This window comes from Nostoc sp., assembly GCF_036917615.1.
Classification (GTDB): Bacteria; Cyanobacteriota; Cyanobacteriia; order Cyanobacteriales; family Nostocaceae; genus Nostoc.
Window position 1 is genome coordinate 97,105 of sequence record NZ_JBALCZ010000070.1, and the last position, 14,195, is coordinate 111,299.

11 protein-coding genes are annotated in these 14,195 nt (G+C 40.5%); 5 read left to right on the forward strand and 6 right to left on the reverse strand.

Annotated features, from left to right (window positions below; all coding sequences use genetic code 11):
• The first annotated feature begins 75 nt into the window (after positions 1 to 75).
• Positions 76 to 297, forward strand: coding sequence for a hypothetical protein (locus tag V7K85_RS26200; protein WP_334818020.1), 222 nt, complete (start codon positions 76 to 78; stop codon positions 295 to 297).
• 220 nt (positions 298 to 517) lie between these two features.
• Here V7K85_RS26200 and V7K85_RS26205 read toward each other — a convergent pair whose 3' ends face one another.
• Positions 518 to 1,960 carry a RecQ family ATP-dependent DNA helicase gene (locus V7K85_RS26205; RefSeq protein WP_334818021.1) on the reverse strand — a complete coding sequence of 481 codons (1,443 nt, stop codon included), beginning with the start codon at positions 1,958 to 1,960 and terminating at the stop codon, positions 518 to 520.
• 163 nt (positions 1,961 to 2,123) lie between these two features.
• Here V7K85_RS26205 and V7K85_RS26210 point away from each other — a divergent pair, with 163 nt between their 5' ends.
• A complete protein-coding gene (locus tag V7K85_RS26210) occupies positions 2,124 to 2,561 on the forward strand; it encodes a GNAT family N-acetyltransferase (RefSeq protein WP_334818023.1) in 438 nt (145 codons plus the stop codon).
• A 305-nt stretch (positions 2,562 to 2,866) separates the two neighbouring features.
• On the opposite strand, the gene V7K85_RS26215 is transcribed toward V7K85_RS26210, so the two are convergent.
• The 3 genes from V7K85_RS26215 to V7K85_RS26225 form a co-directional block, all read right to left on the reverse strand.
• Positions 2,867 to 3,547, reverse strand: a complete 681-nt coding sequence (locus tag V7K85_RS26215; protein WP_334818025.1) for a SnoaL-like polyketide cyclase — start codon at positions 3,545 to 3,547, stop codon at positions 2,867 to 2,869.
• Between the two features lie 318 nt (positions 3,548 to 3,865).
• The gene (locus V7K85_RS26220; protein WP_334818027.1) at positions 3,866 to 5,470 is read right to left on the reverse strand and encodes a 2-isopropylmalate synthase; all 1,605 of its coding nucleotides are present in this window, start codon (positions 5,468 to 5,470) and stop codon (positions 3,866 to 3,868) included.
• A gap of 95 nt (positions 5,471 to 5,565) precedes the next feature.
• Positions 5,566 to 6,087 carry a LabA-like NYN domain-containing protein gene (locus V7K85_RS26225; protein WP_196517317.1) on the reverse strand — a complete coding sequence of 174 codons (522 nt, stop codon included), beginning with the start codon at positions 6,085 to 6,087 and terminating at the stop codon, positions 5,566 to 5,568.
• Positions 6,088 to 6,826: 739 nt separating this feature from the next.
• Here V7K85_RS26225 and V7K85_RS26230 point away from each other — a divergent pair.
• Positions 6,827 to 9,169 carry a CHASE2 domain-containing serine/threonine-protein kinase gene (locus V7K85_RS26230; RefSeq protein ID WP_334818029.1) on the forward strand — a complete coding sequence of 781 codons (2,343 nt, stop codon included), beginning with the start codon at positions 6,827 to 6,829 and terminating at the stop codon, positions 9,167 to 9,169.
• A 213-nt stretch (positions 9,170 to 9,382) separates the two neighbouring features.
• Here the strand turns inward: V7K85_RS26230 and gorA are convergent, their stop codons facing one another.
• A complete protein-coding gene (gorA, locus tag V7K85_RS26235; protein WP_334818031.1) occupies positions 9,383 to 10,729 on the reverse strand; it encodes a glutathione-disulfide reductase in 1,347 nt (448 codons plus the stop codon).
• A 258-nt stretch (positions 10,730 to 10,987) separates the two neighbouring features.
• Entirely contained in the window at positions 10,988 to 11,671 is a 684-nt protein-coding gene (locus V7K85_RS26240; RefSeq protein WP_334818033.1) for an exonuclease, read from the reverse strand.
• Between the two features lie 130 nt (positions 11,672 to 11,801).
• Here V7K85_RS26240 and V7K85_RS26245 point away from each other — a divergent pair, with 130 nt between their 5' ends.
• Both V7K85_RS26245 and V7K85_RS26250 read left to right on the forward strand, forming a co-directional pair.
• On the forward strand, positions 11,802 to 12,386 hold the full coding sequence (locus tag V7K85_RS26245) for a helix-turn-helix transcriptional regulator (RefSeq protein WP_334818035.1): 585 nt from the start codon (positions 11,802 to 11,804) through the stop codon (positions 12,384 to 12,386).
• Between the two features lie 30 nt (positions 12,387 to 12,416).
• On the forward strand, positions 12,417 to 14,111 hold the full coding sequence (locus tag V7K85_RS26250) for an NACHT C-terminal helical domain 2-containing protein (RefSeq protein WP_334818037.1): 1,695 nt from the start codon (positions 12,417 to 12,419) through the stop codon (positions 14,109 to 14,111).
• Positions 14,112 to 14,195 lie beyond the last annotated feature (84 nt).

The following is a 14,195-nucleotide window of genomic DNA, read 5'->3' on the forward strand; positions in this document are numbered from 1 at the left end:
TTGCGGAAGTCAAACACAAGAATTTGTAGCTTTAATTTAGAGAATTGGTATTCAAATCAGCGATAAGCAAAACTCGTGAATGAGTCTTTGATACTCGCCGATGAGTCTTTGATACTCGCCGATGAGTCTTTGATACTCGCCGATGAGTCTTTGATACTCGCCGATGAGTCTTTGATACTCGCCGATGAGTCTTTGATACTCGCCCACGAGTCTTTGATACTCGCCTACGAGTCTTTGATACTCGCAAACAGAGTTATTACCTCGTTCCCAGTCTCTGACTGGGAATGCCTATTCTGAGGCTCCGCCTCCCTTACTCGCGGCACCGTAATGAGGAGCATTTCCAGCCACTGGCTGGAAACGAGGTTTTAAGGGGTTTTGGCTTAAGTTGACACCCATGAGCATTGCTGTGCCCTTACAACATGTGTGGTTCAATTAAATGAAAACTGTTATAAATTTACAGTAACAATCCTGAACCAAACCTATTGGATAGGGGACAGGTGACAGAGAACAGGACAACTTAGCGGCAATTGTCGCAATGTCCGCAACGCCAATTAGCTGCTTCTTTGTCAAAACCAAAGGCATTTAATAAAAACTGCCAACGACACTGCTTTGTAGTTAGATATTGATGCATTTGTTTGGCAGCGTGTAATTGCGTCGGTGGCTGATTTCCGGCTTTTTGCCCAATGGTGTAATGGAAAGGATCAAGCCAGTTTAGCTGACCGTTGCTATGGAGTAAAGCTAAAGCGATCGCACCTTCGGGAAATTGTCGGGTTACTGCATTCACTTCTCCCTGTTTTGGTAATTTTTTCACAAGTTGTTGCGCTATTTGTTGTTGCGATCGCATTTGTTCTTCAAAAAACTGCTGTCTTTGCTTATCTTCTGCATCTAACCACCCTGTAGGTTCACTCACCAATGTCAACGCTTCGGCCGGTTTCCCATCCCTTCCAGCCCGGCCAATTTCTTGCACATATTCAGATAGCAGATGTGGCGCGTGAAAATGGGCTACCCAACGTACATCTGATTTGTTTATCCCCATACCAAACGCACAGGTACACACAACAAAGGGTATTTTGCCACCTAACCAACTTGCTTCTACTGCACGGCGTTCTGCTGCACCCAATCCCGCATGATAACTAGCTGTGGCATAACCCATGTCTGCTAACCATTGGGCTAAATCTTCGCTATCTCTCCGAGTGCGAACATAAACTAATCCAGATTGTTGCGGTCTATTTTGAATAAACTTTAATAATTGTTGTTTCCTACCTCTTGGTGTCCAAGCAATGCGGACGCTGGGATGCAAATTAGGACGGTAGGGATTCAAACGGAAAATCTCTGGTTGCTGTAATTGTAAAACTGTTTGAATAATCTTTTGGGCTAAGGGGTCAGCAGTAGCGGTAAAAGCAGCAATGCTAATTTTTGTTCCCGGTGGTTTTGATTTTAGTAGTGCAGGACGCACCGCCCCTAATCTGCGATAAGCTGGGCGAAAAGTATCACCCCACTGCACTAAACAATGGGCTTCATCCAAAATTAAGCCATTAATTTGCAATTGCGGCTGACATAATCTTTCCCAGACTGGCGCACTTAGCAAAGTTTCTGGCGATAAATAAAGTAATCTTAGCTGTTGACGTTCTAAAGCTTGCAGAGTTGCACGGCGTTGAGATGAAGACAATTCACTATGTAAAAGCGCTGCTTTCTGATGGCTTTGTAGTAGTTCCTGTACTTGATTTTCCATTAGCGCCACCAAGGGCGAAACTACCAAAGTTAATCCTGTTTGTAGCAGTGCAGGAAGTTGAAAACAAATCGACTTACCGCCACCTGTGGGCATAATAATCAGCGCATCTTTTTGTGCCAATAAACTGCTGACAATTTCTCCCTGTGGTGGACGAAAATCTTCATAACCCCAAATTTTTTGAAAAGTCGTGCGAATTTCTTGCCAAGATTTGGTTGTCGGCTGATTCATAATCAATAGTAGATGCACCCATATCCTTGAACACTGAATATAGCCTCTGTTATCCAGCTAATGGTTCAGTAATTTCATCATCTTAGGTTGCAACCCACTGACTGCAAGAATGAATTAGAATTAATTATTATGCATCAACATATTAAATAAAAGATTCAGCCAGATGAACGAAGAATTAAAACATAAATTTTACATTAACATCGATAAATCTAAATTAGATATTCAAATGATTCATGATTTTTTACAAACTTCCTATTGGGCTGAAAACATCCCATTAGCCACTGTGGAAAAGGCAATAAACAATTCTTTATGTTTTGGACTTTATGAAGGTAATCAACAAGTTGGCTTTGCTAGAGTGATCACTGATTATGCAACTTCTGCATTGTTAAAAGATGTTTTTATTCTGGAGCCTTTTCGAGGACAGGGTTTAGGAAAATGGTTTGTAGAATATATTTTGGAATATTCAGAACTGCAAGACGTTCAAAGGTGGATGTTAGGCACAAAAGATGCTCATGGACTTTATCGCCGTTATGGTTTTAAAAATTTGACAGAGCCAGAAAAAATCATGATGCGTCTAAATATTAATGCTGATCAAGCATAAGCAATGTCTAAATTGGACAAGGCCTATGTAAACCAGTTTCACTCGATATAGCACTTCTGTCTTGTATGCAATGCACTTTCACCTCACTTCCATTCCTCTCTCCTAAAAGGAGGAGCCACTGCGTTGGGCGGCTCTGCCGACTTAAAGCACGTGGCGTCAGAGGCTTTGAATCTTACTCCCCTTCCCTACAAGGGAAGGGGCTGGGGGTTAGGTCTTTCAGACTCAACTGAGAAACGCTATAGCGCTCCTAGTTGTTTCCTAAAAGCGCTGATCAAGTGAACTATTTGACTACAAAAAAATAAAAATTAGTCACTGTTCTGATTTTGGGAATGGAAGGGACAACCGCCTGCCGTTAATTTCTCAAGAAAGACATTATTATCAAAATAATGCTCTAAAAGCTCAATCTTTAAATCATCAGTCACACGAGCAATACTAACCCCTACGATTTCTACTATTTCCCCTGTGGGCGCATAGTCTTTATAGGAACCATTAAATGTTCCCCAATGTCGCCACTTAAAGGTTACATTAGGTGGCCCTGAAAGGACTTCTGTTACTTCCCAAAGAAAGCCATGACGAAAGGCTTTATGAAAAAGTTGAAATGAAGATTCAAAGGTTTCTGTTTCAGAGCTATACTGCTCACTTTCACCCAGAAACAGGTTATAAGTACCTTCCTCGGCGACCTCCTGAGCAGTGAATTGTTGTCCGCCATTGCTACTCATCCTAAACTTATCAGTAACAATCGAAAGCCACTGTTGGGGATTAGATTTATTAGAAGCTTCCATCTCAAAAGTTCGGACTAAATTTTGAGCGATCGCTTCTAAAGAACCTTCTGGATGCTGAAATTTACTTTCCTGATGAAGAAATTCATTGGTGTAAGAATAATCTGGGCGTTTTCCTTCTCGCCACTGTACTTCTTCATCATGAGCAATGACTATATCTCTATCTTGTACCCAGAGCGGCAATTCTGTAGTTTTTTCGCTACTCATACCAGCTGACTGACTATAAACATCATTTTTGATGATAAAGTTTTATGGATATAAAGTAAATCTAAAAATCTGAAAAAGTAAAAAATATTTATAATCCAATATCGTTCAGTTAAAGTTATTCGTGGTATTTTTCGGTGTCTAGAAATGTTGCATTACAACGTCTGTACATTCGCAAAAAGGCGAATAAAAGCAAAATAAACGACAGATAAACACTTATATTTCTCTGTGTTTATCTGTCGTTCTATTTAACAAATCTCAACTTATGCAAGATATCTAATGCAGTATTGCATCCAACTGCGAATCAGAACAGAGATATTTTTACACTTTCTGTGCAGATACTTTCTCTGGCTTTTCTTGAGTTTGCAATGCAGAATACAACCTGTTCAGGGCATTTACATAAGCTTGAGCAGATGCCACGATGATATCTGTGTTCGCTGCATGACCAGAAAACACTCTAGATTCATAACGTAAACGAATCGTCACTTCTCCAATGGCATCAATACCAGCTGTTACTGACTGCACAGAAAACTCAATCAACTGGTTGGGCACATTCACCACCCGGTTGATGGCTTTGTAAACTGCATCCACTGGCCCAGTCCCGATCGCAGCATCGGTTAATTCTTCACCTTCTGGGGTGCGGAGGGTGACTGTAGCGGTGGGTTTGGCGTTGCTACCACAGGAAACTTGCACCAACTCTACCCGGAACAAATCGGGTGCTTGTTGGATTTCATCGTTAACGATCGCTTCTAAATCCCAATCAGAAATTTCTTTCTTTTTATCTGCTACTTCTTTGAATCTGACGAATGCTTTATTTAACTCAGTATCCGACACTTCAAAGCCCAATTCTTTCAACCGAGTGCGGAAAGCATTTCTACCTGAATGTTTGCCCAAAACTATTTGATTGTCTGTTAAGCCAATCAATTGGGCATCCATAATTTCATAAGTGAGTTTGTTTTTTAACACACCATCTTGGTGAATCCCAGACTCATGAGCAAAGGCATTCGCCCCGACGATCGCTTTATTTGGTTGTACTAACATTCCCGTCAAATTAGAAACTAAGCGTGAGGTTTTGTAAATTTGCCGGGTGTCGATATTTGTCAGGGATTCTTGAGATTCTTCTGCTCTGCCGAGATAGGGATTAAAATATTGTCGCCGCACATGCAGCGCCATTACCAATTCTTCTAGTGACGCATTTCCGGCGCGTTCACCAATGCCATTGATTGTACATTCTAGTTGTCGTGCGCCATTTTTCACGGCTTCTAAGAAGTTAGCAACTGCCAAGCCTAAATCATTGTGACCGTGAACGGAAATAATCGCTTGGTCGATATTGGGGACATTTTCGATAATCCCCTTAATCATGGCTCCAAATTCGCTGGGGGTTGTGTAACCCACTGTATCGGGAATGTTAACTGTTGTTGCACCAGCGGCGATCGCTCGCTCTAACACTTGGTAAAGAAATTCTGGATCACTACGAGCCGCATCCATCGGCGAAAATTCTACATCTGTCATGAAGGACTTGGCATAAGCTACCATTTCTTCGGCGATCGCTAGCACTTCTGCCCGTGACTTCCGCAACTGATACTCTAAATGAATATCAGAAGTCGAAATAAATGTGTGAATTCTGGCGTTAACTGCTGGTTTTAATGCTTCTGCGGCTGCTTCAATATCTGCTTTAATTGCTCTTGCCAAACTGCAAATTACCGGGCCATTTTCTATCCCCACAATTTTGGCAATCTTGCTGACTGCTTCAAAATCTCCGGGACTGGCAAACGCAAAGCCTGCCTCAATTATATCCACGCCCAGACGCGCTAATTGCTTGGCAATAACTAGCTTTTCGTCAATATTCAGAGTTGCTCCTGGACACTGCTCTCCATCTCGCAGTGTAGTATCAAAAATGAGGATTCGATCTGTTTTGTTTGTCATTTGCGGTTTGTCGTTTAGTTTTTACTTCTGGCTCAATATATCTTCAACCTTAGTTTTTCTTTTACTCTTTCCTTTGTAAATAATTGCTAAGGCTACTAACCTTCGGTTTTTTCTATTTGCTCTCTGATATCATTTAAATCTATATATCTGTCAGTAGCGTTGCGTAGTTCTCTAGCAATCATTCCTTCTGTTGACACTACTGTAATATGTGTATTTTTGGAGCGTAATAGTTCGATTGCTCTTTCAAAATCTCCATCGCCACTGAATAATACTACTCGATCATACTGGTCTACTGTATTAAACATATCTACAACAATTTCAATATCTAAATTTGCTTTTTGTGAGTAACGACCAGACGTATCATCATAATATTCTTTAAGAATTTTAGTTCTGACTGTATATCCTAGACTAATTAGAGCATCTCTAAAACCTCGCTGATCTTGTGGGTCTTTTAAGCCAGTGTACCAGAATGCATTAATTAATGTTGTTTCTGATTGCTCATGTTTGAAGTATTCTAAGACTCGCCGCGGGTCAAAAAACCAGCCATTTTTTTGTTGAGCATAGAACATATTGTTTCCATCTACAAAAATAGACAGACGATTCATTGGAGAACCCATACAAATTTACACCTAATAATATAAATGAATTTAGATGGAACAATAGATTATAGCAATTTTCAAATGCCTTGTTTGCTAATATCTATAAAGTAGCTCTTCATCTATAGCTTTTATCCTACCTCTTTCAAGGCATAAAAACGGATGCAACATTGGAGTTGAGATACCGTGTGCTAAACCTTATTCACCTCCGGGACTGCAAGAGCCACCCTGTGATCAAAATCTACCAATAAAATTGAACCAGTAACAGCATTCATCGCTGTATAACACTAAAGTTTACTCCTAAAGAGGTATAGCATAGACTTAGGGTAGGATATAAATTAATGCCTATCTATAGGTAAAGCTTTCAGTATCAGGACACGCTTTGTGGGGAGTACCAATATTGCGCCAGAGACAGACGACAGACTTGAGACAGCTTCTGGTAAAGCACCCAGTTAGGAGCGTACCTATTGGTTAGGTTAGGGTAAAATCTCGCCAGAACCAAATGCACAGGCAGAGTATATCCAGCTCTCTTTTGTGAGACAATCACTAGTTGTAACTCACTCAACAGAAAAAGAATAAGTTAAATAGTGCTTGAGTAGGAATCTCTTGGGGCTAGCTCTGCCAATAAAAGTTTGTTGATGAGTAGAAGATACTTTACAAATGTATAAGATTGTCATTTAAGTCTTATTTCAATGTGCTTGCACTAAAACGTGGTCTGAATAAATAAAAGTGTTCGACTTAAATCAATCAGTAACACGACATGGCAGAAGAACCTACATCTACCTTAACTAAAAACTATGTCTCTGCTGCCAACAGACTGTCAAGTAAACCGACAAAAGTAACTTCGACAGTATCGGCTCGCCAGTCCAGGTGGATGGTTCGCTTAGGTCATCTACTCGCTGGCACTTGGGCAATCGGGGCAGCACTGCTGAGTGCTTCTGGGTGTGAATTGGTTCAGTTGCTCGAAAATCAGGCGCAATCTGATTTTTTTCAACTGCGTGGGCCAATTGTGCCTCCAGAAGACATCGTAATTTTAGCAATAGACGATCAGTCAATATCAGTTCCCGAACAGTACTATAAAACAGATCCGAAACAGTATGCCTACCTAAAAACACTGAAATCTTATCCTTATCAACGTGCTGCATATGCTCAGGTAATCACAAAATTAATCAAAGCAGGTGTCCGCTCTGTCGGGGTAGCTGTCGTTTTTGACACGCCAAGTAGTTATGGAGTTACTGACGATCGCCAACTCCAGGCAGCATTGCAAAAATATGGCAGCAAAGTTACCTTAGCAGCCGTCTACGAAAATTCCCAGACGCACCAAGGGTCTTTTATGCAACTGATAGACCCACAACAGATGTTTCGCACAGGGTCAGTGTCCATTGGCTCAGTTAATTACCCCGTGGAGGTGGATGGCAAAATTCATCGATTGGCGAGTGAGTTTTCTAAGTTGTTAGCTGAAGATAATTTCATCGAGAAGCTACCCTCTTTTGATGAAGCAGCGCTCAGGGCAGCACAAGTAAATTATCCTCAACCAAAAAGCGATCGCATTTATTTTTGGGGGTCTGCGGGTACATTTGAGCAAATACCCTTTTGGCATGTACTCGAGCCGGAAAACTGGAACAGCTATTTGCAGCAGGGAAAGGTCTTCAAAGACAAGATAGTGCTGATTGGTGCAACAGGTAAGTTAAACAATAATTATTATCCAGTCGCTGCTAGCAACAGCAGTAAACCCATGTCGGGCGTGGAAATTCACGCCAATGCGATCGCAACTTTGATGTCAGGTAAAGCGCTCGTCCCAGGAATTAACAGTCCACCATTGCGGGGTTTGTTTGTGCTAATTCTAGTTGGCAGTACAGCCTTGATGATTAGCAGACGCAAGCGTAGTATCAATAGATTTCTATATAGCCTCGCCCTGTCTGGTAGTTGGGTAGGAATTAGCTATGGGTTATTTGTCTATGGTCAGTTAATTTTCCCTACTACTGTACCAATGATTGCGATCGCGATGACCGGACTTTGCTACCTGGGAACCTCATTGGTGAGAGAAAGCATCCGAAAACGCCAATTAGTAGACATTTTTCAGAAGTATAAAACTTCCGCCGTTGTCCAAGAGATTATTAGCCAACAAGATGACTTACAAGACCTAATCCAGCAACGAGATTTAGCCTTATCAGGGACAGTCCTGGTTCAACGCTACAAAATTGTCAAAGTTCTCGGTTCCGGTGGATTCAGCGAAACCTACATTGCCGAAGATACCCAACGTCCTGGTAATCCGCGATGTGTTGTCAAGCAACTAAAACCAGCCAACACTAAACCACAAGGATTGCAACTTGCCAGACGTTTTTTTAACTCAGAGGCGCAAACACTCGAAAAATTGGGAACACACAATCAAATCCCTCGACTTTTGGCGTATTTTGAAGAAGATGAAGAATTTTATTTAGTGCAAGAACAGATAATTGGTCATCCTTTAAATCAGGAACTCCCAGCAGGCAGAGCAATTGATCAAATTGCAGTTATCAAAATTGTCAGGGACTTATTGCAAACATTAACATTTGTCCATAAAAACAACGTGATTCACCGGGATATTAAACCCAGCAATATCATTCGGCGACACTCAGACGGAAAACTGGTACTGATTGACTTTGGAGCCGTCAAAGAAGTCAGCACAAAACAGCTTGATCATCAAGAGCAAACCTCCTTGACCATTGGCATTGGTACTCAGGGTTACGCACCAAGCGAACAATGTTTTGGGCGTCCCCACTACAGTAGTGATATCTATGCGGTTGGGATGGTTGGGATTAAAGCCTTGACTGGTATAGCACCCCGTGAGCTAGATAGAGATGCTGATGGAGAGATAAAATGGAGCGAGCGGGCGCAAGTGAGCCACTCCCTAGGTAAGATTCTCAGTAAAATGGTGCTGGAGGACTTTAAACAGCGATATCAGTCTGCATCAGAGGCTCTTGAGGATCTTGATGCTCTTGAAGCTTTTGACGATATTGTAAATTCCCAAAGCAGATACCCAATGCCACAGGATGACTCATTAATGAATACTTTAGACGATTTAGGCGCTCCCACAAAATCTTGCTCAGAAGGACAAGATTAACAATTCAAAATTCAAAATTCAAAATTAAAGACATTTTCAGACGGGGATTTAAACTCCGACTGAAACTGGGGCCACGTGTAATAGTAGGGTCTTAAACCCAATAAGTTTACGATAATTGGGCACAAGGGCGGGGAGCAGAGAAGAAAAATTTTCTCCCATATACCCCGCCCCCTTATCTGTTCGTGCCTTTTTTACTCAGCCCTGCACGTGATTTTAATTTAACGACAGGAATTCTTCTCCTGTCGTGGGATGAATGGCTATTGTTTCATCCAAATCTTCTTTGGTAATGCCCTTGCGAATTGCCACGCCGAGACTTTGAATGATATCTGCTGCGTGTTCACCCACCATATGAGCACCCAAAACTTGCCCAGAATCACCATTTAACACTAACTTCATAGTGGTTGGCTCATTCTGTTCAATTAGCTGATACAACAGTGGTTGGAACTCGGTGGAGTCGCATTGTACAGATTCACCAAATTTTTCCCGTGCTTTCGCCTCCGTCATCCCCACACTAGCCGCTTCCGGACGGCAAAAAACAGCAGTGGGCACATAATCATAATTCAGTTTTTGCGGCTTGTTCCCAAAAACTGTATCGGCAAAGGCAATACCTTCTGCCTTAGCCACTGGACTCAATTGCAGACGGCTGGTGCAATCACCCACAGCAAAAATATTTTCTTGGCTGCTGCGGCTGTATTCATCTACTTTAATTGCACCATCTTCGCCAAGTTCAACATGGGCATTTTCCAAATCAAGATTCTTGGTATTTGGAGCGTAACCTGTGGCTACTAAGATGGTATCTGCTATAATTATTTCTCGGTTTTCACCAGTAATAGTTAACAACAAACCTTCTTCTGAGAATTTGATTTCTTGACTGGTGCTATTGGTGAACAACTTAATTCCCCGTTTGCTCAAACCTTGTTGTACCGCAGAGCGAATGTCATTATCAAACCCCGATAAAATCATCTCGTCTTTTTCAATTACCGTCACCTCGCAGCCAAAAGCGTGCATCATGCTGGAAAATTCTACGCCAATGTAGCCGCCGCCAATGACTGCTAAACGTTTCGGCAGATAAGGCAGCTGAAACATCTCGCGGGATGTGATGGCATATTCTATACCTGGGATTTGGGGCTTAAGGGGTTGTCCTCCCACAGCAATTAAAATTTTGTCTGCTGTAACTTTGCGTCCATCAATATTGATAGTATGGGTATCAATGAAAGTGGCATGTTGAGAAATTAGTTCAATTCCAGCTTTTTGCAATTGCTGAAAATAGGATTGGTTAATCTTGTCAATATGCTGGTGTACTGACTTAATAAATAATGTCCAGTCAAAGTATGTTTGACAGTCACTCCACCCATAACTGTGCGCGATTTGATTTTGCAGGGCGAAGTCAGCAGCGTAAACAATCAGTTTTTTGGGAACGCAACCGCGATTTACACAGGTTCCACCAATGGCTTCTTGTTCAGCAACAGCTACACGGACTCCGTAACTAGCTGCTTTTTTAGCTGCTGCCAATCCCCCAGGCCCAGCACCAATGACAAACAGGTCGTAATCAAATGTCATAAAAATCTGTTCCTTTTTCACTTTTTGGAAAGCAGAGCTATTTCATCCCTTATAGTTACTCAGACAAAACTTCATCTACTGTCTTTGGGTGGACAATTTGGGATGAAATCAGGCTGATATGTGGCAGATTGCCGCTTAGATAACGATTACATCCAAAAGGAACAGCGATCGCTCGAATATTGCTAAGTTGTATTACATTATCTTGCCAAAAAAGGATCTTGTCTATCCTACAAAAGGTAAATATTTGCGATGCTTAATTTAGGCGGGTATGCGATCGCACTTCTGGGCAGCAACTGCACTGAAGAAAAAATTCAGCCGATTAAGCCATTGATGCCAGACATGAATTAGCCTTGCACGATCAAATTCAAAAATCTCTGCTTCTTCACCTGGCAAAGCTACAACGATCAGAGCATGGTTAATTTTGGAGTTAAAAAGGCGATCGCTATAGTATCGGTTAATTGCACCACCATAAGCAGCTAGTTGTAAAGGCTTGTCATAAAGCTTATCAATTCTCAGTTTTGGTTCCTCGGCTGTAGTCCATTCAATTACATGCGGAACACTTTGATAACAGGCAACTAAATCAACTTTACTGGCGTAAAGTTCCTTATAGTTAGGCACGACTTCCTCAACAAGTTGAACATCGCTAAGTTGGTTTAGCACAGATTGAACGCTATCCCAGTAAGGCTGAATCAGGCTGTTGTCAGGTTTGGGCGAGTAACCTTGCAGATATTCTTTAATCAACTGATGTAAGGCATTTCCTCGATGACGGCTGTTAGCAGCAATTCGATTTGCCTCCACGTTACCAACTTTATTGCGCCAAGAAGAGAGGGCGGCTAGAGACTCCGGTGGCTGTGTCGCTTTTAAAACTGTGGTGACAGCAGGAAGAAGAACGCCACCATTGCCTTGATAGTAGCATCGTCCGTTGATGTAAGTAGATTTCATAAGTTGTGAGTCGTGAATTACTACATCAACTTTTGCGTTAGCCTAGTACACAAGTAATACACATACTGTGAGTCTTTGCGAGTATATCGAGTACACAGATGTGTACCGTGGTTTTGATGGGCTGATAGTTATGAATCAACAACATTTCAATGCAGTGTTTAATCGCTTAACTGAAAGGCGGCGAGAGGTACTGCTGAAACTACTTGCTAATGAAAAAGATGAAGCGATCGCTAATTCTTTGCATATTCAGAAACCAACTGTCAGAAAACATCGTGAGGAAATTTGTAAGTTATTTGGCTTAAATAATGAATTTTCAGACGAACGCCGTTCAAAGCTTCCAGAATTGATTGCTTTATTTGCCAAGTACAAACCTGAGTTATTAAATCAAAATACTTCAGAGTTACCACAAACTGAAAATTTCAGTGAAGATAAAACGATATCTGAAAATCCTGATTTTGTGGGGCGCGAGGATGCGATCGCACACCTCAACATGCTGATTGATTGTAATGCAAAAGCCATTGGTATTTATGGCAAAGGTGGTATAGGCAAAACAACACTGGCTTATGATTACTTCGAGATTCAAAAGCTAGAGTATTTGGAACTTCAAGTAGGAAGGGAAGCTCAGTACATCACTTCTGTAAAAAGCTGGGTTAAGGATCAGCTACGTCATAAGTTTAAAGAAGAACCAGAGCCGGATTTTATTGGGACACTGTAGCAACTAAAGCGTAAGCTTCAGAACAAACCAGTGGGTATACTGATTGATAATATTGAAACTGCCTTAGATGAAAATGGGAAGTTTAAAAAAGACCATATTGACTATTTAGAGTTATTTATTCGAGTTTTGAATGCTCCTAGCGTTAAATCAATTACACTGATTACTAGCCGTGAGATGCTTAACGAAGCTAAGTTGAGCTTTGTTGAAGCTTACCAATTACCAAAACTAGATGAGGATGCATGGCGGGAATTTTTTAGTAGATTTGATATTTATGCTAATTCTCCGGCTTTGAGTGCAATCCATAAAGCTTATGGTGGTAACGCACTATGTATGAAAGTTCTTCGGGAACCTATAAAAACAAAATATAATGGTGATTTAGAGGCTTATTGGCAAGATAATAAAGAATTTTTGTTAAAGGGCAAGATAAAAGATTTAATTGCAAGTCAATTTGACCGTATCCAAGATAATAATATTTATGCTTATAAGCTTCTTTGTCGTTTAGGATTATATAACTATCAAAAAATACCTGATGTTCCAATAATTGGAATGTTATGTTTACTTTGGGATGTAGGAGAAGAAGAAAAGCTACCTAGTATTGATTCTTTAGAACATAGTCATTTATTAGAGTTCTGCAATGAAAGAGTCGAGAATATACCTGATCTGTGGGAAGATGATATTTATTTACATTTTCCAGCAGATCAAGGATGGATGTTAAATTTACAAAAACTGCAAAATGAAGTGAAACTATCAGTATTTCGACCAGCAGGATACTCTATACATAAAGTTATCTGGGAAGAAGCTAAATTAAGGCTTAATTTAAGCAAACAATCAATAGATTATTTACTATTTTCCTTAAAAAATCAAGTGGATAGATTGCTAGGAGTATCTGAAACATCGCAAAAATTTTTAAATTTTGTATATCAAAAGCAGCAAACACTTTTTTGCAATTTTCCTTATAAAAAATCTTGTATTCGTTCTGCTTATATTGAACTAGCTATGGACATATATGGGAATTTAACTAATGAAATTGATCCCAGATTTGAGCTAGAAAATGCAGGAACAAGTCATTTTATGGATATGAATTTATCTATTGAACTAGATATTAGTTTTGAAATTGCTCAGGATATCAATGGTATTCTTATATTTTTATATGCTTTTGCTCCAAAATCTCCATTTTGGGAACTAGCTAACACTAGTGATTTGAGTGATATAGACTTTGCTTTAGAAATTTACCCTGGAATTCAACGCATTTTAACTCATAAATTACAAATAAATCCACAGTTGCATGAAGCGTTACAATATATTCAATCTCTTCTACCTGAGAATGTTGAAGAGATAGTTTGTGTCCGTAGTTACTTACGTTTAGGTAGACCTGAATTAATTCCAAGTAGTCGAATAATTCCAATTGTGTCCCTGAAAGAAATTAAGAGTATTTGTGGATCTCAGTTACGTGGAAGTATAGAAGAATTTGAGAAATGGTTTCAAATTAATGGTCAAGAATGGCTTGACAAAATTGCAGAGATAATGTCAAGTATTCCACGTCTAGATATTAGCGCTGATTGGCAGTTCAGCGAACAAGAAATGCAACAACTTAGGCAATACTACGATGCAAATAGGTTATTAGTTGATTGCCTCAATCAAGCTTCTCAAAAAATGCGATCGCACATCGAAGACACCCTACTCTTACCCATCGCTGAAATAGAAAAACGACCATTCAAAAATTAAATCGCCTTCTTCTTTGCGTCAGGTAAAAATCAAAAACAAAGGCGGGTGCGGGGTTTGAACCCGCTAATCCCCACAATGGTGGAG